At 67.1% G+C, this 25266-nt stretch carries 24 protein-coding genes; 10 read left to right on the top strand and 14 right to left on the bottom strand.

Annotated features, from left to right (window positions below; genetic code table 11):
- Nucleotide 1: 1 nt before the first annotated feature.
- The gene (locus FOE78_RS02575; RefSeq protein ID WP_143984932.1) at nt 2-2149 is read left to right on the top strand and encodes a YhgE/Pip domain-containing protein; all 2148 of its coding nucleotides are present in this window, start codon (nt 2-4) and stop codon (nt 2147-2149) included.
- Here the strand turns inward: FOE78_RS02575 and mptB are convergent.
- Entirely contained in the window at nt 2094-3881 is a 1788-nt protein-coding gene (gene mptB / locus FOE78_RS02570) for a polyprenol phosphomannose-dependent alpha 1,6 mannosyltransferase MptB (RefSeq protein WP_143984931.1), read from the bottom strand. The two genes, FOE78_RS02575 and mptB, sit on opposite strands and share 56 nt — an antisense overlap.
- An 11-nt stretch (nt 3882-3892) precedes the next feature.
- Nucleotides 3893-4690 carry a glycosyltransferase family 2 protein gene (locus FOE78_RS02565; RefSeq protein ID WP_143984930.1) on the bottom strand — a complete coding sequence of 266 codons (798 nt, stop codon included), beginning with the start codon at nt 4688-4690 and terminating at the stop codon, nt 3893-3895.
- Between the two features lie 92 nt (nt 4691-4782).
- Between FOE78_RS02565 and FOE78_RS02560 the strand changes: the two genes are divergently transcribed.
- Nucleotides 4783-6000: an arginine deiminase gene (locus tag FOE78_RS02560; protein WP_143984929.1), complete on the top strand. Its 1218-nt coding sequence runs from the start codon at nt 4783-4785 to the stop codon at nt 5998-6000.
- A 59-nt stretch (nt 6001-6059) separates the two neighbouring features.
- Here the strand turns inward: FOE78_RS02560 and FOE78_RS02555 are convergent, their stop codons facing one another.
- Complete coding sequence (locus tag FOE78_RS02555; protein ID WP_210414768.1) at nt 6060-7511, bottom strand: MFS transporter; 1452 nt, start codon at nt 7509-7511, stop codon at nt 6060-6062.
- A gap of 88 nt (nt 7512-7599) precedes the next feature.
- Here FOE78_RS02555 and FOE78_RS02550 point away from each other — a divergent pair, with 88 nt between their 5' ends.
- The gene (locus FOE78_RS02550) at nt 7600-7980 is read left to right on the top strand and encodes a MarR family winged helix-turn-helix transcriptional regulator (protein ID WP_143984927.1); all 381 of its coding nucleotides are present in this window, start codon (nt 7600-7602) and stop codon (nt 7978-7980) included.
- 20 nt (nt 7981-8000) lie between these two features.
- Here the strand turns inward: FOE78_RS02550 and FOE78_RS02545 are convergent, their stop codons facing one another.
- Nucleotides 8001-8819, bottom strand: a complete 819-nt coding sequence (locus FOE78_RS02545) for a glycerophosphodiester phosphodiesterase (RefSeq protein WP_168207338.1) — start codon at nt 8817-8819, stop codon at nt 8001-8003.
- Nucleotides 8820-8853: 34 nt separating this feature from the next.
- Nucleotides 8854-9747: a LysR family transcriptional regulator ArgP gene (locus FOE78_RS02540; RefSeq protein ID WP_143984925.1), complete on the bottom strand. Its 894-nt coding sequence runs from the start codon at nt 9745-9747 to the stop codon at nt 8854-8856.
- Between the two features lie 100 nt (nt 9748-9847).
- On the opposite strand from FOE78_RS02540, the gene FOE78_RS02535 reads away from it, so the two are divergent.
- Entirely contained in the window at nt 9848-10456 is a 609-nt protein-coding gene (locus FOE78_RS02535; protein ID WP_143984924.1) for a LysE/ArgO family amino acid transporter, read from the top strand.
- A 90-nt stretch (nt 10457-10546) separates the two neighbouring features.
- On the opposite strand, the gene FOE78_RS02530 is transcribed toward FOE78_RS02535, so the two are convergent.
- The 4 genes from FOE78_RS02530 to aat all read right to left on the bottom strand — a co-directional run bounded on the left by FOE78_RS02530 (nt 10547) and on the right by aat (nt 13401).
- Complete coding sequence (locus FOE78_RS02530; RefSeq protein ID WP_143984923.1) at nt 10547-10852, bottom strand: rhodanese-like domain-containing protein; 306 nt, start codon at nt 10850-10852, stop codon at nt 10547-10549.
- A 104-nt stretch (nt 10853-10956) separates the two neighbouring features.
- Nucleotides 10957-11820, bottom strand: coding sequence for an Fpg/Nei family DNA glycosylase (locus tag FOE78_RS02525; RefSeq protein ID WP_143984922.1), 864 nt, complete (start codon nt 11818-11820; stop codon nt 10957-10959).
- Between the two features lie 173 nt (nt 11821-11993).
- Nucleotides 11994-12575 carry a DinB family protein gene (locus FOE78_RS02520; RefSeq protein ID WP_143984921.1) on the bottom strand — a complete coding sequence of 194 codons (582 nt, stop codon included), beginning with the start codon at nt 12573-12575 and terminating at the stop codon, nt 11994-11996.
- Between the two features lie 124 nt (nt 12576-12699).
- Nucleotides 12700-13401, bottom strand: a complete 702-nt coding sequence (aat, locus tag FOE78_RS02515) for a leucyl/phenylalanyl-tRNA--protein transferase (RefSeq protein WP_228266014.1) — start codon at nt 13399-13401, stop codon at nt 12700-12702.
- 171 nt (nt 13402-13572) lie between these two features.
- On the opposite strand from aat, the gene FOE78_RS02510 reads away from it, so the two are divergent.
- The gene (locus tag FOE78_RS02510; RefSeq protein WP_143984920.1) at nt 13573-14265 is read left to right on the top strand and encodes an EcsC family protein; all 693 of its coding nucleotides are present in this window, start codon (nt 13573-13575) and stop codon (nt 14263-14265) included.
- Nucleotides 14266-14291: 26 nt separating this feature from the next.
- Here the strand turns inward: FOE78_RS02510 and FOE78_RS02505 are convergent, their stop codons facing one another.
- The gene (locus FOE78_RS02505; RefSeq protein ID WP_143984919.1) at nt 14292-15104 is read right to left on the bottom strand and encodes an SDR family oxidoreductase; all 813 of its coding nucleotides are present in this window, start codon (nt 15102-15104) and stop codon (nt 14292-14294) included.
- A gap of 34 nt (nt 15105-15138) precedes the next feature.
- The gene (locus FOE78_RS02500) at nt 15139-16005 is read right to left on the bottom strand and encodes an AraC family transcriptional regulator (protein ID WP_143984918.1); all 867 of its coding nucleotides are present in this window, start codon (nt 16003-16005) and stop codon (nt 15139-15141) included.
- Between the two features lie 107 nt (nt 16006-16112).
- On the opposite strand from FOE78_RS02500, the gene FOE78_RS02495 reads away from it, so the two are divergent.
- The 5 genes from FOE78_RS02495 to FOE78_RS02475 all read left to right on the top strand — a co-directional run bounded on the left by FOE78_RS02495 (nt 16113) and on the right by FOE78_RS02475 (nt 21472).
- Entirely contained in the window at nt 16113-16895 is a 783-nt protein-coding gene (locus tag FOE78_RS02495) for a phytanoyl-CoA dioxygenase family protein (protein ID WP_143984917.1), read from the top strand.
- A 183-nt stretch (nt 16896-17078) separates the two neighbouring features.
- The gene (gene efeU, locus FOE78_RS02490) at nt 17079-17948 is read left to right on the top strand and encodes an iron uptake transporter permease EfeU (protein WP_143984916.1); all 870 of its coding nucleotides are present in this window, start codon (nt 17079-17081) and stop codon (nt 17946-17948) included.
- On the top strand, nt 17945-19147 hold the full coding sequence (efeO, locus tag FOE78_RS02485; protein ID WP_143984915.1) for an iron uptake system protein EfeO: 1203 nt from the start codon (nt 17945-17947) through the stop codon (nt 19145-19147). The genes efeU and efeO overlap by 4 nt, the downstream gene beginning before the upstream one ends.
- 17 nt (nt 19148-19164) lie before the next feature.
- Nucleotides 19165-20445 carry an iron uptake transporter deferrochelatase/peroxidase subunit gene (gene efeB, locus FOE78_RS02480; RefSeq protein ID WP_143984914.1) on the top strand — a complete coding sequence of 427 codons (1281 nt, stop codon included), beginning with the start codon at nt 19165-19167 and terminating at the stop codon, nt 20443-20445.
- Between the two features lie 79 nt (nt 20446-20524).
- Nucleotides 20525-21472 (top strand): nucleoside hydrolase, encoded by a 948-nt coding sequence (locus tag FOE78_RS02475; RefSeq protein WP_143984913.1) that lies wholly within the window; start codon nt 20525-20527, stop codon nt 21470-21472.
- Between the two features lie 55 nt (nt 21473-21527).
- Here the strand turns inward: FOE78_RS02475 and FOE78_RS02470 are convergent, their stop codons facing one another.
- The 3 genes from FOE78_RS02470 to FOE78_RS02460 all read right to left on the bottom strand — a co-directional run bounded on the left by FOE78_RS02470 (nt 21528) and on the right by FOE78_RS02460 (nt 25145).
- Nucleotides 21528-22307: an SGNH/GDSL hydrolase family protein gene (locus FOE78_RS02470; protein WP_168207337.1), complete on the bottom strand. Its 780-nt coding sequence runs from the start codon at nt 22305-22307 to the stop codon at nt 21528-21530.
- A gap of 54 nt (nt 22308-22361) precedes the next feature.
- Nucleotides 22362-23795: a polysaccharide pyruvyl transferase family protein gene (locus tag FOE78_RS02465; RefSeq protein WP_143984911.1), complete on the bottom strand. Its 1434-nt coding sequence runs from the start codon at nt 23793-23795 to the stop codon at nt 22362-22364.
- A 111-nt stretch (nt 23796-23906) separates the two neighbouring features.
- Complete coding sequence (locus FOE78_RS02460) at nt 23907-25145, bottom strand: M20 metallopeptidase family protein (protein WP_228266013.1); 1239 nt, start codon at nt 25143-25145, stop codon at nt 23907-23909.
- Nucleotides 25146-25266: the final 121 nt, after the last annotated feature.

Raw genomic sequence — 25266 nt, 5'->3', positions numbered from 1 at the left:
CATGACCAACCCGTTCCGCATTGCCGCCGGCGAATTCCGCAGGTTCCGCGGTCCGCTGCCGAAGCTCGCGTTGGTGTTCGTCACCATCGTTCCGCTGCTGTACGGGGCCATCTACCTGGCCGCCAACTGGGACCCGTACGGCCGACTCAGCCAGCTCCCGGTCGCCATCGTCAACCAGGACCAGCCCGCCGAGGCCCAGGGCAGGACCATCACGGCCGGCGCCGACTTCGTCACCGAGCTGAAGTCTGAGCACACCTTCGACTGGCACGAGACCGACGAAGCCACCGCCCAGAACGGATTGCGCGACGGCGACTACTACCTGGTCGTCACCGTGCCCCAGGACTTCTCCGCCGACCTGGTCAGCGGCCAGACCGACCATCCCGAACGAGCCGGGATCGAGATCCGCCGCAACGACGCCAACGGGTTCGTCATCGGCACCATCACCAGCAGCGCCCAGACCAAGATCGAACAAGCCGTCGACCAGTCCGCGGTGAAGAGCTACTTCGACGTCGTGTTCGAGAACCTGTCCAAGATCAAGACCGGGCTGAACGACGCCGCCGACGGCGCCGGACAACTCGACGACGGACTGACCAAGGCGCACACCGGATCCGGCAAACTCGCCAAGGGCAGCAGCGACCTCGCCACCGGCGCGCAGAAGCTGGAGACCGGCGCGGCAACCCTCTCCAGCGGCCTGGACACCGCCTCCACCGGGGCCAGTGAGCTGTCCGACGGACTGGCCACCATGCAGGACAAGTCGGCGAAGCTGGCCGACGGGGCCGATCAGGTCGCCACCGGCACCCAGCAACTGACCGACACCGTGCTGCCGCCGCTGACCCAACTGCAGAAATCCCTGCCCCAGTTGAAGAAGAACGCCCAGAGTGCCGGCACGGCCTTGAACGACGTTGCGGACGCCGCCGCCGGCGGCACCCAGTCGATCTCCGATGATCTTGGTCAGGCGGACACCGAACTGGCTCGGCTGGAGACCAAGTATCCCGAGTTGAAGAACGACCCCGCCTTCGGCCGGCTCTCCGACCGAGTCGGTTCCGCCTCGGATCGAGCCAACAAGATCGCCGGCGCCGCACGGCAGCAGGCCGACGTCGTCTCCGGCATCACCGACGGTGTGCAGAACAACATCACCGACCTGTCCGGTTCGATCACGTCCGCCAAGAAGGATCTGAACCAGCTCAACAAGGGCGCCCATCAGGTCGCCACCGGCAACCATCAGCTGAACACCGCGATCGCCACTGCCGCCACCGGCGCCAGCAGCCTGTCCGACGGGGTGGACAAGGCGTCCACCGGTGCCGACAAGCTGCACACCGGCGCCAAGGGCCTGTCCGACGGCGCCGACCAGCTGAAGACCGGCAGCCACGACCTGGACAACGCGCTCGGTCAACTGTCCGACGGAGCCGGCACGCTCCATGATCAACTGACCACCGCGGCGAAGAAGGTGCCGGCGGTCACCGGTGATCAACAGGACCAGGCCGCCCAGGTGCTGTCCTCACCGGCCCAGGTCACCATGCACGTGGACAATCCGGCCACCTACTACGGCCGCGGACTGGCGCCGATGTTCTTCTCGATCGCGCTGTGGGTCTTCGGCATCACCGCGTTCCTGATCTTGCGACCGTTCACCGGACGGACCTTGCTCGGCCGCGGAAGCGCGTTCGCCCGGCAGCTCGGCAGCTGGCTGCCGGCCGGCCTGCTGGCCGTGCTCGGCGGGCTGCTGACCATCGGCACGATCTGGTTGTTCCTCGGGCTCGACCCGGTCCGTCCGATGGCGTTGATCGCGATCACGGTCCTCGGCGCCGCCGCCTTCTCGGCCGTGGCCCAGTTCCTTCGGATGACGTTGGGCACGGTCGGTTCGGCGATCATGCTGGTCTGGCTGATCGTGCAACTGGCGTCGACCGGTGGCACCTATCCGGCCGCCGTGCTGCCGCAGTTCTTCGCCCGGATGAACCCGTACATGCCGATGACCTACCTGATCGACGCCTTCCGGGTGACCATCTCCGGCGGCGAGACCGCGCATCTGGTGCGGGATGTGATCGTGATCGGCTCGAGCCTGGTGGTGGCGCTCGGCCTCGGCACGCTGACCATGATCAAGAAGCAGCGACTCGCTGTTGGTGATCTTCATCCGCCGCTGGAACCGGCGTGAGCTGCGCATCAGCATTGCTGCGGTCCTCGCGATCGCGCCAGAATCTCCACAGCGGTTCGCGGTCGGGATACTTCCACCAGATGAAGATCGCGATCAGCACCAGGATCTGAGCGGCCGGCGAGACGATGTCGCGGAAGCGTGCCGCCACGAAGCCCAACGACGCACCGAACTCGATCGCCCGGCCGGGTACGTACGCCGCCGACAGCGCGACCCCGCGCAAGATCAACAACCGGTCCAGTTTGCCGCCGGCGACCAGACCCAGCGGCAGCCAGATCATCAGGTCGTACCAGCTCAGTGAGTACATCGCGGTGCAGACCCAGGCGGCGCCGAGGACGATCGCCGTCCGCAGCGCCACCGTCATCGGGTCGGTCTTCGGGTCCACCCCCGTCGGCGTCCCCGGCGCGGCCTGCCAGGGCAGCACCTTCGACAGCGCGAAGATCACCAACGGCAGCAGCAGGTAGCTCAGTACGCCGACGACGATCTTGCCGGCGGTGTGTCCGAACAGTTGGACGCTGAGCGAGTACAGCGGTGCGACCCAGGTGCCGGTGCCGATGTAGCCGCCGTTGCGCAGCACCTGGAACAACGCGTTCGGCTCCCAGAACCCGTACGCCAGGATCATCGGAATCGCTGCTCCGGCACAGATCTTGAGCAGCTGCTTCGGCTGGCGGCGATAGGCCCAGAGCATCGCGATGCCCCACAACCCGATGCTCAGTTTGGCGCAGCCGGCCAGCCCGACGCCGAGTCCGGCCAGGAACGGGCTCTTCCGGATGAAGATCAATCCGGCCACCGCGAACACCGCCGACATCGCCTCGTTGTGTGCGCCGGCGACGACGGCCCAGATCAGCAACGGGTTGCAGATCGTCAGGAGTGCCGCGCGGGCCAGCCGCTCCGGGTCGGCGTTGCGGGCGATGAAGATGATTCCCAAGCAGGCAAGGACGAACGGCAGCGCAGACAGGACCTGCAGCCAGAAGACGATGTCGTGCATGTTGGTGCCGCCGAGCACGTTGGCCAGCCACTGGGTCCACGAGGTGATCGGCCCGTACACGCTGGGGGTGTTGGTCCACGGTCGTTCGGCCCAGTGCATCACCGGGTCGTACTGACTGCTGAAGATCTCCATCGGGGTGGTCTCGTACGGGCTCCGGCCGATCACCTGAAGACGGCCGTAGGCGGCGTACATCAGCACGTCGGCCGAGGTGAGCGGCGGCACCAGGATCGTCGCGGTGACCAGGCCGATGCCGAGTGTGATCAACCGGCGTACCCGGGGCCGCCAGCCGTCGGCCAACGCGCGCAGGCAGACCCACAGCCCGATCCCGCCGATACCGATGGCGACCCAGATCATCACCGAGACGAGCCATTCGTTCGGGTGCACGATGCCCTTGGGCAGATACCACGGCGGCAGGAAGCCGTCACGCGGGCTGAGTTTGATGGTCACCACCGACGGACCCAGCGCACCGACGATCAAGCACAGCAGGGTGGCGCCGGTGATGCCGATCAGTCCGACGCGATGATCACGATTCCAGCGGGTGGGGCGATATCGCAGCGTTGCGACGTCGGTTCCGCTCACCGACTCCGATGACGACGGCAGAGCCGCGTCATGATCCGTCGGGTGGCCTCGGCCAACACGGTCGTCCAGACCAGCTGCCAGATCCGTCTCAACAACATCCTCATGATCAACTCCCCCTCGTGCTCGCGCTCGATCGTCCGATTCGCCGGTGCCCGCCAGCTTCGCCACCGTGGGCTTCCTCACCGCGGACGCAGGCGCTGCAGGAATCCGCTCACGGTCGGATTGGCCCGCAGTTCGCCGGTGGCGCTCTTGATCAGGCCGCGCGAGGTCAGCGCGCGGGTGACGTCCCGCAGCTGCCTGGCCCGATGCAGTTGGCCGGCAAGATCATTTCCGGTGGCGCGGTGATACAGATCGACATCGATCTCCTGCACCGTCAGACCGGCTCGCACCACGTCGATGGTCATGCCGACCTCGATGCCGAAGCCGGCAGCGAGCGGACTGGCCAGTTCGAAGGCGCGCCGGGTCAGGCAACGTTGGCCGGACAGCGGAGCCCGAGCCCGGAACCCGCACAACTCCGCGATGCCCTTGCGTGCGGTGGTCACCACCACCCCGTGACCGCCTGCCGGCTCACCTTCGACAGTGGTCTGCTCCGGCAATACGCCGATGGTCAGGGCTGCCTCGCCCGCGATCACCGGATCGATCAGCGGGCCGGCCGCGGCGGCGCTGTCGGCGAGATCGGCGTCCAGCAGCAGGATCACACCGGCTTCGGGTTCGCGATCACGCTGCTCCAGCACACCCAGCGCGTTCACCCCGGACTCGATCGCCGCGGCCTTGCCCCGATTGCGATCGTGACTGACCACGATCGCGCCGGCGGCGGTGGCGTGCTGCGCGGTGGCGTCGGTACTGCCGTCGTCGATCACGATCACCGTGGCCACCTGCGGCAGGCCGGCAGCCGCCTTCACCGTGGCAGCAATCCGCTCCTCCTCGTTCTTCGCGGGGATCACGCAGGCGACCCTGCTGCCGGATGTGCTCGTCACGCCGTACAGGCTAGCGGGTGACGGTACAGCACCCAGATCTCGTTTCAGCACGCTCCCATTTGCCTGCCAGTCCCGTCTCCTATGCTCCCGGCATGACGGCTAACCGGGGCGCGGCGGGTGAGATTCCGGAGGGCGGCGTACGTTCTGAGGTCGGGCGGCTGCGTACCGTGCTGTTGCATCGGCCCGGGCAAGAGCTCCGGCGGCTGACGCCGCGCAACAACGACGCGTTGTTGTTCGACGGCATCCCGTGGGTGGATCGCGCGCAGGAGGAGCACGACGCCTTTGCCGATGCCCTCCGCGATCGAGACGTCGAGGTGCTCTACCTGGCCGACCTGCTAGCGGCCACGTTGGAGTCGGACGCTGCCCGGGCGCAGGCGATCGAGCTGACCGTGGCGGATCTGCGGCTGGGCGAGGGGTTGCGTCGCTATCTCCGCCGGGAGTTGGCCGGGCTGGCAGCCGATCGGCTGGCCGAGATCCTGATGGGCGGACTGCGCAACGACGAGGTGACCGGGGTACGGACGCTGGTCACCGGCCTGTTGGCGCCGGACGAATTCCTGATCGACCCGCTGCCCAATCTGCTCTTCACCCGCGACTCCAGCGCGTGGCTCGGCGATCGGGTGCTGGTCACCTCGCTGGCGATGCCGGCCCGGCGGCGGGAGACCCAGCTGACCGAGCTGATCTACGCCTTCCACCCACGCTTTGCCGAGGTGCAGCGGATCGGGCACTGGAGCGCCGAGCACATCGAGGGCGGCGACATCCTCACCCTGGCCGACGGGGTGCTGGCGGTCGGCGTCGGCGAGCGGACCACGCCGGCCGGGGTTGAACAACTGGCCCGTACGGTGCTCGGCGCCGGCCTGGCGCGCTCCGTGCTGGCGGTGCCGATCGATCAGGACCGGGCCACAATGCACCTGGACACCATCTGCACCATGGTCGATGCCGACATGGTGCTGATGTATCCGAACATCGCCGACCGGCTGCAGGCCCACCCGATCACCGCGGGCGAGGGCGACGAGTTGACGATCGGAGCGCCGCGGCCGTTCCTGGACGCCGCGGCCGAGGCGATGCAGCTGGAACGAGTACGCCGGTTGGACACCGGCCTGGATCCGGTCACCGCCGAACGCGAACAGTGGGACGACGGCAACAACACTCTGTGCATCGAACCGGGCGTCGCCGTCGCGTACGAACGCAACACCGAGACGAACGCCCGGCTCGAGGCCGCCGGCATCGAGGTGATCACCATCGCCGGCTTCGAACTCGGCACCGGCCGCGGCGGCCCCCGCTGCATGTCCTGCCCCATCCGGCGCGATTAGCCGACTTGTCAGCGTCACAAAGCGCTATGGCGCGTCCTGACGCTGACAACTCGGGTGGTTCAGGCGACCGGGGTGCGCTCGGGCTCGGGCTCCGGATCCGGGAGCACCACCCGGGGCTTGCGGCGGGGTGCGGCGGCGATGGCGAAGCCGGCGGCCGCGACCAGGACGCTGAGGAACAGGCCCGGGCGGTAGCGGTCCAGCATCGCCTGGGCCGACGCACCGGCGACCTGATCGCCGCCGGTTACCAGCGCGGTGGTGACCGCGAGCACCAGTGCCGCACCGACCTGGGTGCTGGTCTGTACCAGACCCGCGGCCAGTCCCTGCTCACTGTTGCTGATCCCGGCGGTGGCCTGCACGTTGATCGACGGGAAGCCGAGGGCGAACCCAGCACCGATCAGGATCACCGACGGCAGGATCGCCAGCGGATAGAACGGGTGGGTGTCGATCCGCAGGAACAGCAGGTAGCCCGCCATCTGCGACGCCATCCCGACCATGATCAACTTCGGTCCGCCGAACCGGTCGATCAACCGGTCCGAGAACGGTGCGCTGCCGACCACCAACAGGCCCGCCGGCAGCAACGCCAGCGCCATCGTCAACGGCTGCCAGCCCAGCACCGACTGCAGGTAGAGGGTGACGATGAACTGGAAGCTCAAGTACGAGCCGAACAACGCCACCGCGGCCAGGTTGGCGCGAGCGACCCAGCCCTGTTTCAAGATCGAGAACCGGATCAGCGGGTGCTTGACCTTGTTCTCGATCACGGCGAAGGCGGCCAGGATCGCAGCCGCAGCAACGAATCCGCCGATCGTACGCACCGAGGTCCAGCCGACATCCGGGGCTGACACGACGGTGTAGACCAAGATCAACATGCCGGCCGGAAGAGCGACCGCACCGGCAAGATCATTTCCGCCTTCTTCGGCGCGGCCGTCCCGCGGGATGAAGAACAGGCCGAGCACCAGCACCGCCACTGCGAACGGGACCGAGAAGAGCATCGTCCAGCGCCAGCTCAGTCCGGTGACCAGGCCGCCGACGATCAGGCCGAGCGAGTAGCCGGAGGCGCCGAACACCGAATAGATCGAGATCGCCTTGTTGCGTTGCGGTCCTTCGGCGAAGTTCGTGGTGATGATCGAGAAGCCGGTGGGGGCGGTGAAGGCGGCCGCCAGGCCCTTGATGAACCGGGCCGCGATCAAGATCGTGGGATCCGAGGCCACACCGCCCAGGATCGAGGCAAGGATGAAGACCGACAGTGCGATCAGGAAGATCCGGCGGCGCCCGAGCAGGTCGGCCAGCCGGCCGCCCAGCAGCAGCAGACTTCCGTACCCGAGGACATAGCCGGATACGACCCACTGCAGGGTCTCGGTGCTGACGCCGAGTTCGGCGCCGATCGTCGGGAGCGCGACGCCCACCATCGAAACGTCCAGGCCGTCCAGAGCCAGCACGGTGCACAGCACCAGCAACAGCATCCAGCGGCGCGTCGACCACGCTGTGGTGGTCGTCAGGTCAGGTGTGTTCACGAGCCAGAACATTACATGCGTCGTCATACGATGCGCAAGCATCTTATGCGTTGGACTTCATTGCGTGGGCATGATATAGACTGCCTACATGTCGGTCACAGAGGCGAAACTGGTGGATCAGTGGCGGGACCTCCAGGAGCGCTACCTGAAGACCTCCGCCACGATCGAGCGCGAGCTCGGCAGCCGGTACGGAATCGGGCTCAGCGACTTCGAGGTGCTGGACCTGATCGCCGAACTCGACGACCCGAGCAATCCGTGCCGGATGAAGAATCTCAGTCAGCTGTCGCCGCTGACCCAGAGCGCGCTGTCGCGCACGGTCGATCGGTTGCAGAAGTCCGGCCTGGTCGAGCGCGACTCGTGCTCCGAAGATCGGCGGGCCCTGTTGGTGTCGATGACGGACAAGGGCCGCACGCTGTACGCCCAGGCAGCCAAGACGCACCGTCAGTTGCTGCGCGACGCCCTCTCCTGACCCGACTTGTCAGTCGGCTGTCAGCGGACCGACGAGGACATCAGCGCGTCGACGACGATGTCGGGGAAGTCGGTGGTCATCCCTTCCACCCCGTGCTCGAGGCAGAATTCCACGTCCTCGGGGGTGTTGACCGTCCACAAGTGGACCTCGTTGCCCTGGTCGTGGGCGCGAGCGATGAAGTCCGGATCCTGACGTACGGCCTCGATGTCGGGTCCGACGATCTTCACCCCTTCGGGCAGTACGCCGCCCGGCGCCCGGTCCAGGTCGGACATCAGATAGGTGCGCTGCAGGTCCGGCAGCACCTCGCCGATCTTGATCAGCGCATCCGGGAAGAAGGTGATCATCCGGATCGGCGAGTCCGGCCCGGTCCAGCCCCGCTCGGTCAGCAACTCGGTCACCCGGCCCTCGATGTCGAGCCCGCGGGGAGTCGGATGCTTGGTCTCCAGGTTGAGATTGATCTTGGCGCCGCGATCGCGCGCGTCCTTGATCAGGTCCAGCAACTCGATCAGGGTAGTGACCGATCTTTCTTCCTGGCTTGGGTTTTCCTTGAACCAGGAGCCGAAGTCGATCTTGCGCAGATCGTCCAGTTTCCACTCGTACAAGGGACCCTCGGCGTCGGAGGTGCGGTCGATCGTGAGGTCGTGCAGACAGACCAGCTGATCATCGGCGGTGAAGTGCACGTCACACTCCAGCCCGAGCTCGATGCCGGTCTGCTCGGCGTAGTCGATCGCTGCTCGGTACGACGCCGGTGTCGATTCGGGGTAGCGTCCGCTGAAGCCGCGGTGGGCGAAGATCTTCAACCCGGACTCTTCGATGAACTGTCCCGCTGCAGAAGTCACGTGCCCCAGTCAATCAGAGGCGCGTCGCTTACGCCTAGTCGCGCAGTGCCTGCTCGGCAGTGCCGATGACCGCGTCGGCCAATCGGGCCAGCACCGGTGAATGCAGCTTCCACTGCTGCCAGTAGAGCGGCACCGCAATGTCGACGTCGGGATCGATCGCGACCAGCTCGCCGCGGCGTTCGCGGTCGGCGCTCTGCTGCGGAGGCAGCATGCCCCAGCCCAGGCCGAGCGCGATCGCCTGCGCGAAGTCGGCCGAGGTCGGGATGTAGTGCCGCGGCGGCCGGAGCCGGCGCCGGGTCTTGCGCCGCAGATAACGGTCCTGAAGTTGATCAACACGATCGAAGGCGATCATCGGCGCAACCGCCAGAGCGTCCGCGGTGACGCCGTCGGCGAACCGACGGTCGACGAAGTCCGGGCTCGCCATCGCGCGATAGTGCATGGTGCCGAGCCGACGCACCGTACATCCCTGCACCGGTTCGGCCACCGAGGTGACCGCGGCCATCACCGTCCCGTTGCGCAGCAGCTCGGTCGACTCGGCGTCGTCCGCGCGATGCACCTCGAACACGATCCGTTGGTCCGGATCGACCTTGGCCAACGCCGACAACGCCCAGGTGTTCAGCGAGTCGCCGTTGATCACGATCGGCAGACTGTGCGTGACCGCAGTTCGATCGCCCGCCCCCAGCGCGATCTCGGCGTCGTCGCTGAGCAAGATCATTTGCCGGGCCAACCGGAGGATCACCGTGCCGGCCTCGGTCGGCTGCACCGGCTTCGTACGCCGTAGGAGGACTTGGCCGACCGACGACTCCAGCGCCTTCAGTCGTTGGCTGATCGCCGACGGCGTCACTCGGAGCTGCCTGGCCGCGGCGTCCAGCGTTCCTTGATCAACAACGGCGACCAGCGTCCGCAGTTGATCCGGCGGCAGGTCCATTAGCTCTCCTTACGTACCTGCAGAAACTTTAGCTGGAGCTGCGACGTGCCGACACTTATCGTCGAAGGCCGGAAGACGATCAGATCGCGACAGGACGTTGATGGAACTCGGCACAGCCCTGCAGGGCTTCGGCATGATGCTCTCCCTGATCGTCGCGATCGGGGCGCAGAACACGTTCCTGCTCCGGCAGGGGTTGGCGCGACGGCGGATGACTCCGCTGGTGCTGATCTGCTGGCTGTCCGACCTCATCCTGGTGCTGATCGGGGTCAGCGGTGTCGGCGCGGTGATCGAGAACGTCCCGGTGGCGATGATCGTGATCAAGATCTGCGGCGCCGTCGTGTTGTTGGGATACGCCGCGATGGCGATCCGCCGAGCGGCGCGGGGCGAGAGTCTCGACGTCGATGCGGCCACGGATCGGCGTACGACCGTGTCGGTGATCGGCACCTGCCTGGCGATCACCTGGCTCAACCCGCACGTCTATCTGGACACCGTGCTGATGATCGGCGGAGTGGCCAACAGCCACGGCGATCCCGGCCGATGGTGGTTCGCCGCGGGCACCCTGATCGGCAGCCTGGTCTGGTTTGCGGCACTCGGGTACGGCGCCCGGATGTTGCGACCGCTTCTCCGCACGCCACGCGCCTGGCGGATCCTCGACTCCGCGATCGCGGTGATCATGATCATCACCGCGATCAAGCTGCTGGCCGGCTGACTCCCGCCCCTGATCCACCAGCCGCACCACGTACCGCCACCCGCACCGGGTGCAGCCGGTGCGGCTTGCTGCAAGTGGTGCGGCGGCGGATCAGGTCGTGAGCGGGCGGGAGGCGGCGATCCAGCCTTGGATGCCGCCCTCGAGGTTGACCGCGTCCCGGCCGATCGAATTCAGGTACGCGGTGGCTTGGGCCGAGCGGCCGCCGACGGCGCAGATGCAGACGACCTTGTCGCTGACCTCGTCGACCCGGGCGATCAACTGGTCCAGCGGTATGTGCACCGACCCCTCGATCCTCCCGTCGGCCCACTCGGCGTCGGTACGGACATCGAGCAGCATCCAGTCCGGGCCTGGGAGCTGGTCGAGTTGGGCGGGCGTGATGGTCGGGAGTTCAGGCATGGGCACATTCTGCCGACACCTGCTGTGGTCCGCAGCCGTCGGCCCAGATCGACGCCTCGAGCTCAGCTACCGCTCGACAAGCCGGACGAGCGGACGTCGACCGACTACTTGAGCAGCCTGGAGAGACGACGATCGGCCAGTTTCTTGCCGCCCGTCTGGCAGGTCGGGCAGTACTGCAGCGACGAGTCCGCGAACGACACCTCGGCGATGGTGTCACCACACACCGGGCACTTCTCGCCGGTCCGGCCGTGCACGCGCATGCCCGACTTCTTCTCCGACTTCAGATCCTTTGCCGCGAGCCCCTCGGAGCGCTTGATCGCATCGGCCAACTCCGACTTGATCGCCGCGAACAGGACCCCCTGCTCGTCCTCGGTCAGCGAGTTGGCTGCGCGGAACGGGCTGAGCTTGGCGGCGTGCAGGATCTCGTCTGAGTACGCGTTGCCGATGCCGGCGATCACCCGCTGATCCTTCAGCACGCCCTTCAACTGAGCCCGGCCGGCCTCGGTCAGCAGGCCTGCCAGCGTTTCGGAGGTGAAGTCCTCGGCCAGCGGATCCGGCCCGAGGGTTGCGATGCCGGGCACCGCCTGCGGATCGGTGGTGACGTACACCGCCAGCTTGCGCTGAGTGCCCGCCTCGGTCAGATCGAAGCCGGAGTCGTCGTCCAGCCGGACCCGCAGCGCCATCGGTCCCTTGCCCGGCCGCAGCGGCTTGTCGGTGAGCTCGTCGCGCCAGCGCAACCAGCCGGCTCGGGCCAGGTGGAAGATCACGTGCACGCCCTGGGCGTCGATGTCGATGAACTTGCCGTGCCGGCTGACCGAATCGACCGACAACCCGTACAGCGCAGCCAGCGGCGGATCGTACGTCTTCAGCGCGCTGAACGCAGCCAGTTCGACCTGCGCGATCACTCGCTCGCGCAGCCGTACATCGAGGAACCGCACCAGCGACTCGACCTCGGGCATCTCCGGCATGCCCGCCATTATCGTCGGCCCCACCGACACTCTCCGTTCCGATCGCGTCGGCTTGTCCGAGGTTTCTGGTGCTTGTCCGAGCCAACAGCGCAAGATCAGCAGGAATGGGGCCCGCAACCTCGGTCAAATGCGAAGAACCTCGGCAAGGGTTCCGGAAGCTCGGACAAACTGGTCTATCCCGAGAACCGCAGCGCCACGTCCTCCAGTCGACCGCAGTAGGCAGCCCACCAATCATCGTCGCCGGCATCGTCTCGATCGCTACCGGCTCGACCGTCGATCAATTCCCGCAGAATCTGGAGTTGGCCGGCGTGCATCGCGGTGTCCTTGAGGACTCGGGACAACAGCGCTGCTGCGGTTGTTGCCCGCGACTCCTCCGGCCACCAAGGCACGTCCGCCGCTGCCAACAACCCGACCTCGTCGAGTACGGCGTCGGAGTGCGCCGATGCCTGGCGATACAGGTCGAGGATGTAGTCGCGGCTCTCGTCTTCGGTTGCCCACATGTCCCGGTTGGGCTCGGCGGATTCGTCGGCGATCCAGGGCAACGGTAGATGAAACGGTCGCCGCCCCAGACAGGCGCCGAGATACCCCGCCTCGATCCCGATCAGATGCTTGACGACGCCGAGCAGATTGGTGCCGGTCGGAGTCATCGGGTGCCGGAGTTGGTAGTCGTCGAGTGCGTCGACACAGCGCAGCACCTGCGATCGCGACTCCTGCAGGTAGCCGCGATCGTCCTGGCGGATAGGTGTACTGGGCACGCGACGATGCTATGAGCTGGCTGATGGAGACCGAGTCGATTCGGTGTGGCGAACAGAATCGCCCGCTGAACGTGCCGGATCGGGGATTTCGGGCCGATATCGGGCAATCAGCGGGCGATTCTGTTCACGAGGGGTTGGCAGGACCCTTCGGCCAGCGTGGGGACGGGAGTTCAAGTGCTGCGGCGAGGCGGCAGAGGTAATCGTCACGGTCGATCTCGATCACGCCGAGGCCGGCCAGGTGCGGGGTCTGCCACTGCACGTCCAGCAGCCGCGGCCGGGCGTCCATGCGGAGGATGTCGACCAGGCCGACCAGCGCCGCCTTGGAAGCGTCGCGGCCGATCACCGGATCGTGGAACATCGATTCGCCGGCGAACAGCCCGCCGATGCTGACCCCGTACAGTCCGCCGGCCAGCTGGTCGTCGGAGGTCCAGGCCTCGACCGAGTGCACGATGCCGGCCCGATGCAGGAGGGTGTAGACGGTCGCGATCCGGTCGTCGATCCAGCCGCCGGGCCGGCTCGGATCCGCGCAGCGGATCAGCACCTGTTCGAAGGCGGTGTCCACGGTGATCCGGTAGCGCTTGATCATCTTGGTCAGCGAACGCGTCACCCGCAGCCCGTCCAACGGGAGGATGCCGCGATCCAGCGGGGAATACCAGCCCATCAGCTCTCGGCCACGAAACCCGTGCTGCGGCATCGGGAACACACCGCTGCGGTACGCCGCCACCACCAGCTCCGGGGTGAATTCCTCCGACATGCCGATCAAGTCGCTCTGCGGCCAGCGCCCGGGCGGCCCGAAGACCGACGACTGGTCTGTAGAACTCGGCACGCCTGCAGAGTCTGGCACGGCCGCCGCGTGGTTCACAGCCGACTCCGACAACCTGATCCGGCCGGAGGAGACAGCCGCCGCCGAGATTTCCGGTGGACGGGCAGCCACCAGCCCGGCCACGTACGCTGGTGGCGCGCCGGGCCGGGCGCCCAGCTCGAGTTCGGAGGATCGATGCCGTCAGCCAAGGATGTCGGACGTGCGGTGGCGCGTCTGGCGCAGCCGGTGACTACGACCGGACCGCAGGCGGCGGGCGTCGCCCTGCGGCGGATCGTCACGGTCGCCATCGACGGCACCGGACGTTTCCCCAGCGCGCGCAGCACCGCGGTCAAGCACCTGCAACGGCTGGGCTCGGTGGACGACGCGATCGAGTCGATCATCGACAGCCACGTCCGCCTGGGCACCGCGCAGGGCTTCGTCACCAATCTCGGCGGCATCGTGATGGCGCCGGTGGCGATCCCGGCCAACATCGTCGGAGCGGCCGTGGTGCAGGTCCGGATGATCGCGGCGATCGCCCACCTGCGGGGGTACGACATCGACGACCGCCGGGTGCGGACCGCGATGGTGATGTGCCTGCTCGGTGGTGAATCGATCGGCCGTCGGGTGGCCGGCGGCAAGCTGCCGACGTCGCCGATGGCGGTCGCCACCGCACCGGTCTTCGACCCGGCTCTGGACGAGCGGGTCTCCGAGACGGTGGTCGGCGGGTTGGTGGCCAGGGTCGGCGGCAAGCACCTGCCGCTGCTGGTGGCGCGCCGGATCCCGTTGGTCGGCGGCGGAGTCGGCGCCGTCGTCGACGGCCTGTCCACCTATCAGATCGGCCAGTTCACCAAGGGCGAGTTGGTACGCCGCCGCGCGATCGGCGCCTGAAGCCTCGCCCACCGGACAGCATCCGGCTAACCGACCAGCCTGCGTACCACCGACAGCGGCGCAACCCGCATGATCGGCGCGACGTAGGCCCAGGGCCGGCGCGGCACGTACGCGCTGGCGGGCTCGGCCTCGATCGCCGCCGCAAGTTGGGCTGTCCCGACCTCCAGCGGCACCGACCACTTCTTGTCCGGGTTGCCGGCGTTGATCGCGGTGTCGATGTTGCCCGGGAAGATCGTGCTGACCGTGATCGGCCGCCGCGCCAGACTGGACCGCAACGACTCGCCGAGGGTGGCGATCGCGGCCTTGCTGGTCGAGTAGGCCGCCATCGCGCCGCCGAATCCGCGTAGCGCGGCCATCGAGGAGATGATCACCAGGTGGCCGTCCTGCCGATCCCAGAAGTGCCGGATCGCGGCCTCGGCGGTGTTCCAGGTCCCGATCACGTTGGTGGTCAGCACCCGGCGGTTGACGTCGGCGTGGCCGCTGCCCACCCGAGCGCCCATCCCGATGCCGGCGCCGGCGACCACCCGATCCAGGCCACCAAGATCAACAACCGCCCGCTCGACCACCCGTTCGGTGGCCTCGGCGTCGCTGACGTCGAGCTGATACACGTGGACCACGCTGTGCGGATGCCGGTCGAGGAGCTCGTCGCGGAGTCGTTCGAGCTCCGGCAGCCGGCGGGCGCAGAGGGCAAGATCGCGGCCGTCGTCGGCCCAGATCCGGGCCAGTTGCGCACCGAGACCGGAGGAGGCGCCGGTGATCAGGATCCGCCGGCGTCCGTGCGCCGGCGGTCGGTTTCCGCGCTGCGGTTCGGTCGGTGACTTCCGTTGGTCGGCGGACACGAGCACCACCGTACGGGATCGAAGATGATCATGATCACGGATCAGCGGTGAAGGCGAACCGCTGCCGATACTCGCTGGGTGACATGCCGTAGGTGGACCGGAAGCGCCGGGCCGCGTAGTTCGGATCGGTCCAGCCGACCTCGGAACCGATGCGAGCCACCGACTGGCCAGTCGCCGCGAGCCGAACCGCCATCTGCTCGGCTCGATAGTGGTTCAGCCAACCCAGCAGGCTGACACCGAGCCGGTCGGTGAACTGATGCTGGAGATGGGACGGCGAAACCCCGGCGATCGCCGCCAGGTCGGCCGCGGTCCAGGACCGCGCCGGATCGTTCGCCATCGCCAGCAGGGCGGCGCGCGTGGCCGAACTCATCGGCGCCGTCGGGCCGCCGGGATGCAGCAGTTCGGTCGCGCCGCCGGCGAATTCGGCGAACACGCAGCCGAGCAGGCTGCGCTGTTGGAGAGATTGCACCGTCTCGGGATGTTCGTTGCAGGCCGACAACTGTTCCAACCAGCCGCCGGCTCGATCAATTGCCGCGGACGTGAGCCGGAGCCGCAGATCGCCGCTGCCGAAGATCAGGTTCGTCAGCGGCGGATAGTCCAGCACCCAGGCCAGGTCGGCGGCGAACAGTTCCTGGCCGAGATAGATGTTGAGCACGTCGAAATCGACCACCGACCGGTACTCGTGCCAGCTGCCCGAGCGGACCGCCACCACGTCTCCGACGGCCACCTCCCGGCTGCCGTGCCGAGTGCGGTAGACGGCCCGGCCGGACACGATCAGCGCGATCTCGCAGAAGTCGTGCGCATGCGCGGCCACCGGCGCCTCGAGCAGTCGCCGGTCGCTGTACAGCGGATAGGCGTCATCACCGAAAACCTCGGCCCGACGCATGCGGGTGATCGCCATCGCTGCCGAGCCTAGACGAGGGCGCTCGAGGTTGGCAGCAGGATTGTGCTGATCAATCTCCCGCCGCGTCCTAGCGATTCGCGGGATCGCACGGCGACGATGGGGCCATGACGAACATCAGCACCGCAGCCCCCGCAGCAGGCGTGTCAGCCGAGTTGTCGGCAACGACGATCGAGCAGTACCGCGCCGACGGCTTCGTCCACATCCCGGGCGTTCTGCAACCCGACGAGGTCGAACGCTACCGGGAAGCGGCCCGCGACGTCTTCGGCCGAGAGCAAGGGCTCGATCCGAACAACAGAATGTTCAAGCAGGTGGTCAATATCTGGCAGCGCGACGAAACGCTGCGTGAGCTCACGCTGGACTCCCGATTGGCCGGATTGGCTACTCAACTGGCCGGCATCGAGCTGCGGATCTGGCACGACCAGTTGTTGATCAAGCCGCCGCACAACCAGACGCCGACCGAATTTCATCAGGATGCGCCGTACTGGCCCCATGCCGGCTGTCGGCACGCGTTGTCGGCCTGGGTGGCACTGGTGGACGTACCGGTGGAACGCGGCTGCATGACCTTCATCGGTGGACAGCAGGAACGTCATGACATCCGCGCGATCGACCTGACCGACGCGCACGACCTCTTCGAGGCCGCGCCGGATCTGATCTACCGGCGCCGGGTGACCATCCCGCTGCGGGCCGGCGACGTCACCTTCCACAACGGCTACACGCCGCACACCGCGAATGCCAACGACACCGACGACTTCCGCTTCGCACACGTCAACATCTACATCGACCGGGACACCAGGTACGACGGCCGCAGGCATGTCTGCACCGATCCGCTCGGCCTCGAGGTCGGCGATTCGCTGCCGGACGACTTGTTCCCGCCGGTTCCTCGCTGAGTACGTGGGTGGTGTTCTCGGTCCGCGCGCCTTGCTCAGGACCCTTGGTCAGGTTCACGGCCCTTCGACGGACTCTGGACCCTTTGGGGTGAGTCGTCCAGGTCACAGGGTGGACATGTTGCGAGTCCGGGCGAAATAGATTTAGGTTAGGCGAGCCTCATCTAACGAAGGAACCCGCCCACCATGATTGCCAACTTCCTGATCGGCTTGCGCGAAGGGCTCGAAGCCGCGCTGGTGGTCAGCATCTTGATCGCGTATCTGGTCAAGAGCGACCGGCGCCGATTGCTGCCGCGGATCTGGGCCGGTGTCGCTGTCGCAGTGCTGATCTCACTCGGCTTCGGCGCACTGCTCACGTTCGGGCCGAAGGGCCTCAGCTTCGAGGCCCAGGAGGCCATCGGCGGGTCGTTGTCGATCATCGCGGTCGGGTTCGTCACCTGGATGATCTTCTGGATGGCCGGCGCGGCCCGGTCACTGTCCGGCCAACTGCGCGGTCAACTCGACCGGGCGGCCGAAGGCGCACGCTGGTCACTGGCCGTGGTGGCCGCGCTGGCGGTCGGCCGGGAGGGTCTGGAGACCGCACTCTTCCTCTGGGCCGCAACCCAGGCCAGTACGTCGGCCGGTGGCAGTGCGGCCGGGCCGGCGCTCGGGGCGCTGGCCGGGATCGCGGTCGCGATCGTGCTCGCGTACCTGATGTATCGCGGCGCGCTCAAGATCAACTTGTCCAAGTTCTTCAGCTACACCGGCGGCTTCCTGATCATCGTCGCGGCCGGCGTGCTCTCCTACGGCGTACACGACCTGCAAGAGGCCGGAATCCTGCCAGGGTTGAACAATCTCGCCTTCGACGTGTCCGCGACCATCCCGCCCACCTCGTGGTACGGAACGCTGCTGAAGGGAATCTTCAACTTCACCCCGGCGACCACCGTCCTGCAGCTGGTGGTGTGGCTCTGCTACGTCGTCCCGGTGATGACGATCTTCGTTCTCCGCACCCGGAGGGCTCATCGACCGCGCCCTGCCACCACCGCAACCGCTCAACCCTCGGGGACCCATTCATGATCACCTTCCGTACGCCGGGTCGCCTGACGCGATTCCGGCTGCCGCTGGCTGCCACCGCGATCACGCTGCTGGCGTTACCCCTGGCGGCCTGCACCGACAACAACGCCGGACGTTCGGCCGACGACGGCAGCGACGCCCGAGCCCTCAGCGTGCAGGCGAACGACGACGCCTGCACGATCTCCGCCGCCACCGCGCCTTCGGGCACCCTGCGGTTCTCGGTGAAGAACGACGGCGGCAAGATCAACGAGTTCTACCTGCTCGGCAGCGACGGGTTGCGGATCATCGGCGAGGTGGAGAACATCGGGCCGGGACTGACCCGTGATCTGGTGGTTTCGGCAACGCCGGGCAAGTACTTCACCGCCTGCAAGCCGGGCATGGTGGGCGACGGCATCCGGGCCGAATTCACCGTCTCCGACTCCGGTCAGCCCAGCCAAGCGACCGCGGACGATCGCCAACTCGTGGATCAGGCCAATCAGCAGTACGCCGCCTACGTGAAGGATCAGACCGAGCAACTGGTCACCGCGACCGAGAAGTTCGCCGCGCTCTACACCGCCGGGAAGGACGATCAGGCCCGGGCGCTGTATCCGAAGGCCCGCGTGCATTGGGAGCGGATCGAGCCGGTCGCGGAGTCGTTCGGTGATCTTGATCCGAAGATGGATCTGCGTCAGGCCGATCTGGAGCAGGGTCAGAAGTGGACCGGCTGGCACCGGATCGAGAAGGACCTGTGGCCGGAACGGGCCAAGCGCTACCGGCCGCTCACCGCAGCACAGTGCAAGGCCTACGCCGATGATCTGGTGGCCAACACCCACACGCTGTACGACCGCACCCGCAAGATCAACTTCACCGTTGATCAGATCGGCAACGGCGCGAAGGGCCTGATGGACGAGGTGGCCACCGGGAAGGTGACCGGCGAGGAGGAGTACTGGTCGCGGACCGACCTGTGGGACTTCCAGGCCAACGTGGACGGCGCCAAGGTCGCCTTCGAGGGACTGCGGCCGATCCTGAAGAGCCGCGACCCTCAGCTCGACGCGCAGATCGACGACCGCTTCGCCGCGCTGCAGAAACTCCTTGATCAACAGCGTTCCGGCGACGGCTTCGTCAGCTACGACGAGCTCAGCCAGTCTCAGGTGAAGCAGCTCAGTGACGCGGTCAACGCGCTCTCCGAACCGCTGTCCAAGCTGACCGCAGCCGTGGTCTGATTCGCGGGTTGTTGATCATGGCGCGGGAGAAAGAGTCCGTGGTCGGGCGGCGCGGGCTCCTCGCTGCCGGTGCAGGGATTGCCGGTGTGGGGATCGGGATGGCCGGCGGGACCGCCATCGCGGCGGGCCGGGAGCAGGAGCCCCAGCAGCCGACCCCCGGCGACCGGACGTACCCCTTCCACGGCGAGCATCAGGCCGGCATCGTCACGCCGGCGCAGGATCGGTTGCACTTCGCCGCCTTCGACGTGACCACCGCCTCCCGTACGGAGTTGATCGCCCTGCTCCAGGCGTGGACGCTGGCCGCCGCACGGATGACGCAGGGACAGGGCGCCGGCAGCATCGGTGCCACCTCCGGCGACTACGACGCGCCGCCGGACGACACCGGCGAGGCGATCGGTCTGCCGCCGTCCGGTTTGACCATCACCTTCGGCTTCGGACCGTCACTCTTCCTCGATGATCGCGGCCGGGATCGGTTCAAGATCAACAAACGCAGGCCGGTTGCCCTGCAGCGGTTGCCGCACTTCCCCGGTGATCAACTGGTGGCCGAGCAGAGCGACGGCGACCTCTGCATCCAGGCCTGCGCCGACGATCCGCAGGTGGCGGTGCACGCGATCCGCAACCTGGCCCGGATCGGCTTCGGTACGGTGGCGCTGCGCTGGTCCCAGCTCGGCTTCGGACGTACCTCCTCCACCAGCACCAGCCAGCAGACCCCGCGCAACCTGTTCGGTTTCAAGGACGGTACCGCCAACCTGAAGGCCGAACATCGTCAGGACGTCGATGATCATGTCTGGGTACGTCGCGGCGCCGACCCGCGTGCCAACTGGCTGGCCGGCGGCAGCTATCTGATCACGCGCAAGATCAACATGAGTGTGGAGACCTGGGACCGGCAATCCCTGCGGGAGCAGGAAACCGTGATCGGCCGGACCAAGGCCGAGGGGGCGCCGCTGTCGGGTGGCACCGAATTCAGCAGACCCGACTTCGAGCTCAAGGGCCGCAGCGGTCCGATGATCGCCACCGACTCCCACGTCCGCGTCGCCCACCCGAGCCAGAACAACGGCGCGCAGATGCTCCGCCGCGGCTACAACTTCTTCGACGGCAGCACCCGGCTGGGCCGGATGGATGCCGGGCTGTTCTTCATGGCCTACGTGACCGATCCTCGTACGCACTACATCCCGATTCAGAACAAGGTCGCACGCGACGCGATGGCCGAGTATCTGCAGCACACCGGCTCGGCGATCTTCGCCATCCCACCCGGCACCCAACCCGGACAATACGTCGGCCAGTCCCTCTTCACCTGACCCCGACCTGTCAGCGTTACGGGGCGCTATAGCGCGTTGTGATGCTGACAACTCGGAGGAGGCTGAGAGGGTGGAGCCCATGGTGGAACGGATCATGCTCGACGTGGACCTGGCGATGGGCGCCCCCGGCAGCGACATCGACGACGGGTTCGCGCTCGCGTTGGCGCTGGCCGACCCGGGCATCCAGGTCGACCTGGTGACCACCGTCAACGGCAACACCGACGCGGCCACGGCAACCGCGCTGACACTGGAGTTGCTGGACCGGCTGGGTCATCCGGACCTGCCGGTGTATCGGGGCGCGGACCGGCCCTTGCTTCGGCCACGAGCCCGGGTCGGCTCCCTCCCGGAAGGTGTCGTCGTACGTGAACCGCGGCCGCAACCGGCCGCGGCCGCGATGGTCGATCATGTGCTGGCCCATCCGGGCGAGATCACCCTGGTCGCCGTCGGCCCGTTGACCAACGTGGCGTTGGCGCTGCGGCTGCATCGCGACTTCGCGCGTTCGCTGAAGTCGTTGGTGATCATGGGCGGCGTCTTCGACGGCCACACCCACAGCGCGTCGATGCCGGGCGAATTCAACATCTGGAACGATCCCGAGGCGGCGGCGATCGTGCTGGACGCCGAGGTCCCGACACGCTGGGTCGGTCTGGACGTGACGCTGCAGGTGCTGTTCACCCGCGAGGAAGCGCTGAGCCTGGCTGCCGACAAACGGCCGTTCGCCGCGTTCGCCGGCGAATACACCGTGGCCTGGATCGACCACCTGCATCAGGATCAGGCGTCCGGCAACTCCTGTGCCATGCACGATCCGCTGGCGGTCGCTACGGTCACCCGTCCGGAGCTGTTGACGTTCCAGCCCGCGTTCGTCCAGGTCGAGACCGGCGATCGGATGCGCGGGGCGATGCTCACCGAATACGTCGGGAAAGACGTTGTGGACAAGGAAAACGCGCCGGTCGCGAACGCCGAGGTCGCGGTTGCCGTCGACGCCGCCGGGTTTCATGATCATCTGATCGAGCAGCTGCGGCGGTTGTGAGCCGGGTTCGGTGATCGGGTTGCCGGCCCTTCGACAAGCTCAGGGGCTTGGACCGTCAGTGCGTTCGTTGCACCAGTTCGGGGAGTGGACGCTTGGGCAGCACACCCTTGCCGTGCGGGACGTGCACCATGCCGCGTCCCAGCCACGGGCCGAACCAGCGCACGGCCCAGTCCAGGTCGGCGCCGATCTTCTCCAGCGCGTGCGGGCGACGCGGCGGTCCGGGCAGCGGGTCGGCCCAGTGGTCGAAGCCGTCGATGCCGAGCAGGTGCGCAAAGGCTTCCGCCATCTTGGTGTGCCCGAGCCAGTTGCCGTGCAGACCGTCCTCGTACCAGAGCCGTGGATCGGTCGCCAGTTCGAACTGGGAGAGGTCGAGCAGCAGCGCACCGGTGTTCGCGGCAGCCGCACGGACGATGTCGTTCAAGATCATCACCCGACGACGGGCGTAGCGGCCCAACGGATTCAGGAAGGTCGGGTCGGGCATCACGAAGGTGAAGACGGTGATGCCACGGTCCGCGGCGGTGCCGAACATGACGTCGAAGTCCGCGGCCAACTGCCCGTAGTCGGGGCATGGACCGATCACATCGTTGACTCCGCCCGTGATGCTGAGCAGGTCGGGTTCGAGGCTCAACGCGGCCTCGTACTGGGTTTGCCGAATCTCGTGCACACGCAAGCTGCGGATGGCCAGATTCGCATACTCGAACGGCTCGTCCTGAGCGGCTGCGATGTGTTCGGCAAGGCGATCGGCCCAGCCCCGATAGGCCCCGTTCTGGTCGAAGTCTTGGAGACCTTCGGTAGCTGAGTCACCGATCGCCACATAGCGGCGGTAGGTACTCACACCTATGATTCTGCCCCCGGGGACAACCCGATTTCTGGCCGCGAAGCCCTGCTCTCAGCCACGGAATCGGTGCAGCGTACGACGTAGGTGTCGCTTGACCCTGCCGCCCAGGCCGACCGGAGCCGCAGCCGCCGGCTTCGCCGCTGGCGCAGAAACAACGGGTGCGATGCCGGGTGCGGGCAGCGGACCGAACGGCTCCGGCTGATACGCGCCGAAGCTACGTTCGCGGTCCGCGTCCGGACCGCCGTACAGCCAGCGCAGCCGGCCCAGCAGTTGCTCGGTCTGCTCGGCTCCGGTGACGTACGGACTGCCGACGCCGGCCGGGAAGTTGATCTCCGCCAGCCGCTCACCGAAGTCCGGATTCTCGTTGCCCGGTTGGTGAATGTGCTGCAGATCGTTCTTCTCCAGGAACCGCAGGTAGTGATCGAACGCCTCCGGCTGGCGACTGTTGAAGGCACCGAAATCCGCCCGCTCGTAGAGCTCGGCCGGATCGGTGTCGGGTGCGATCTTCCGAGCCGACGCGTACGGGATGGCGTGGTAGTCGGCCAGCTCGGTGGTACGTGAATCGAAGGCCAGCAGATAGGCCGGCGTGCCGACCGACAAGGCCGCGATGTTGCCGTGAATCCTTGTCCCGAAAGCGAATTCGCGCTCCGCGAGGAATCGGTGCCAGACGATCGGATCGAGGAAGAACCGCATCCGATTCTGCCGGTAGAGCGGATGATCAAGGCGGGCCGGCATCTCGGGATCCAGTAGTTTGCTGTGCGGCACACCCCACAACAGCATCCGCAGTTCGTCGATGGTCTGCGGGACGTAGATCAGATTCGGATAGCGCTCGGTGGCCCGGTTGATGATCTTGGCCACCCTCACCTGGGACAGGGTCAGGTTGGCGGCGATCGGGCTGTCCTCGGTGAGGCCCGCGGCCTTCTTGGTCACCGTCAGGTCCCGGCCGTGCGCAAACAGCGACGGACAGCCGATCACCTCGATGTGCTCGTCGCCGAATCCCAACGAGGCAAGGCAACGCCTGGTGATCTCACCTCGTACGCCGACCTTCGCCGACTTGTCCAGCACCGCCGACAGGAACTTCGTGGCGATGTCTCGCTCTGACTCCGGCAGCTCCACCGCGCCGGATCCGGCCTGGGCGCCGACCCCGACCACCACGACCGGTATGTCGAGTCGCCGGATCAGCCGGGTCAGCCGCTGCAGCTGGCCGCGGAAGGACGGCCGGAAGGCGTTGGCCAGCGGGATCACGAACGCGTCGTACTCGGAGTTGATCTTCTCGATCGTCTCCGGCAGTTGAGAGAGTTCGACCCGATCCGTGACGTACCCGCTGGAGATCACCTCGGTGCCCGGCACCGACAGCAGCTTGTGCACCGCCTCGGCGAACAGCATGTTGCCCGAGTTGCTGGCAAAAACGTTGCGAGCCAACGACGCCTCGGGCGACAGAGCCAGGAACGGGTCCTTGGCGGATCGGATCAGGATGCGCGGCATGGCTGACGATTTCTCTCTACGTGCTGGCGTTCGACGGCCTCAGGGTAACCGTCCGTGGCGCCCGACGGGGTATTCCCCGCCGTGAGGACCGGGATTGAACCTGGTACGGAGTCAAGCAAGGCTTGCGCGCGCCAGCAGATCGATCTTGGTGAAGGCCAGCTGGGCCAGGGTGGCGGACTGATCGGCCAACACCGCGTCGTCGAAGAGCGCCTTGGCCGAATGATTGGTCGGCGGCACCTCGGGCAGCGGATCCGGATGCGCACCGAGGAAGAAATAGGCGCCCGGCACCTCGTCCAGCACGAAGGAGAAATCCTCCGAGCCCATCCGCGGCTCATCCATGATCACGACTCGATCCGTGCCATGCAGCCGGCTCAATTCATCAACCACGAAAGCCGTCTCGGCTGGATCGTTGACGGTGGCCGGATAGACGGTACGCAGCGTCACGTCGGCGGTGCAGCCGTGCGCGCCGGAAATGCCCTCGGCCAGCCGTGGAAGATCCTTGTCCAGTTGGGCAGCCGACGCCTTGGACAGCACCCGCACCGAGGCCGTCAACGTCGCCACGTCCGGGATGATGTTCATCGCCGTACCGGCATGGATCTCGCCGACGGTGATCACCACCGGGTCGAAGACGTTCACCCGCCGGGTGACGTAACTCTGCAACGCCAACACGATCTCGGCGGCGACCGGCACCGGGTCGACGGTGGCGTACGGGGTGGAGCCGTGGCCGCCGCGACCGTGCACGGTGATGATCAACTCCAGGCAGCCGGCCATCAGCGTGTTCGGCCGGAGCATCCACTGGCCGGCGGGCTCGCTGGTGAAAACGTGGATGCCGTAGGCCGCGTCGGGTTTGCGTCCGGTGATCGTCAGCAGGCCCTCGGCGATCATCGGCTCGGCACCGCCCGGGTTCTCCTCACCGGGCTGGAACATGAAGACGACGTCGCCGGGGAGCTGATCGACGTGGGCGCTGAGCAGCCGGGCGGCGCCGACCAGGCCGGCGGTGTGCAGATCGTGCCCGCAGGCGTGCATCGACCCGTTCACCGACGCGTAGTCCAGGCCAGTCTCCTCGACCACCGGCAGCCCGTCCATGTCGGCCCGCAACAACACGGTCGGCCGCGTACCGTGCGCCTCGACCGAGCCGACGTGGCTTGTGCCGTGCAACACAGCAACCACCGAGGTCAGGGACGTGCCGGTGGTGACGTCCAGCGGCAATCCGTCGAGCGCCCGGAGCACCGCAGCCTGGGTCTGCGGCAGCTGATTGCCGCGCTCGGGATTGCGGTGCAGCAGCCGTCGCAGCGCGACCAGCTCCGGATGGATGGCCCGCGCCTCGTCCTGGAAGTCGATCTCGGTCACATTCCTGCCCTTCGGTGCCTGACTGCGGCGACGATTCACTCAGATCGCTCATCCTGCCGCATCCGCCGCACCCCAAACCGCCCGATCGGGAACAGCCGCACCCAAGATCGACCGCCGCACC

It is taken from the genome of Microlunatus elymi, from assembly GCF_007362775.1.
In the GTDB taxonomy this organism is placed as follows: domain Bacteria; phylum Actinomycetota; class Actinomycetes; order Propionibacteriales; family Propionibacteriaceae; genus Microlunatus; species Microlunatus elymi.
Note: the sequence above shows the minus strand (reverse complement) of the source record. Positions and strands in the feature narration are given on the sequence as shown.

Bases quoted from the DNA above. Each gene is read 5' to 3' on its own strand.
- FOE78_RS02575 (WP_143984932.1), top strand. From the start codon at position 2: ATGACCAACCCGTTCCGCATTGCCGCCGGCGAATTCCGCAGGTTCCGC.
- FOE78_RS02560 (WP_143984929.1), top strand. From the start codon at position 4,783: ATGACGGCTAACCGGGGCGCGGCGGGTGAGATTCCGGAGGGCGGCGTA.
- FOE78_RS02550 (WP_143984927.1), top strand. From the start codon at position 7,600: ATGTCGGTCACAGAGGCGAAACTGGTGGATCAGTGGCGGGACCTCCAG.
- FOE78_RS02540 (WP_143984925.1), bottom strand. From the start codon at position 9,747: ATGGACCTGCCGCCGGATCAACTGCGGACGCTGGTCGCCGTTGTTGAT.
- FOE78_RS02535 (WP_143984924.1), top strand. From the start codon at position 9,848: ATGGAACTCGGCACAGCCCTGCAGGGCTTCGGCATGATGCTCTCCCTG.
- FOE78_RS02530 (WP_143984923.1), bottom strand. From the start codon at position 10,852: ATGCCTGAACTCCCGACCATCACGCCCGCCCAACTCGACCAGCTCCCA.
- FOE78_RS02525 (WP_143984922.1), bottom strand. From the start codon at position 11,820: ATGCCGGAGATGCCCGAGGTCGAGTCGCTGGTGCGGTTCCTCGATGTA.
- FOE78_RS02510 (WP_143984920.1), top strand. From the start codon at position 13,573: ATGCCGTCAGCCAAGGATGTCGGACGTGCGGTGGCGCGTCTGGCGCAG.
- FOE78_RS02500 (WP_143984918.1), bottom strand. From the start codon at position 16,005: ATGGCGATCACCCGCATGCGTCGGGCCGAGGTTTTCGGTGATGACGCC.
- FOE78_RS02495 (WP_143984917.1), top strand. From the start codon at position 16,113: ATGACGAACATCAGCACCGCAGCCCCCGCAGCAGGCGTGTCAGCCGAG.
- efeU (WP_143984916.1), top strand. From the start codon at position 17,079: ATGATTGCCAACTTCCTGATCGGCTTGCGCGAAGGGCTCGAAGCCGCG.
- efeO (WP_143984915.1), top strand. From the start codon at position 17,945: ATGATCACCTTCCGTACGCCGGGTCGCCTGACGCGATTCCGGCTGCCG.
- efeB (WP_143984914.1), top strand. From the start codon at position 19,165: ATGGCGCGGGAGAAAGAGTCCGTGGTCGGGCGGCGCGGGCTCCTCGCT.
- FOE78_RS02475 (WP_143984913.1), top strand. From the start codon at position 20,525: ATGGTGGAACGGATCATGCTCGACGTGGACCTGGCGATGGGCGCCCCC.
- FOE78_RS02465 (WP_143984911.1), bottom strand. From the start codon at position 23,795: ATGCCGCGCATCCTGATCCGATCCGCCAAGGACCCGTTCCTGGCTCTG.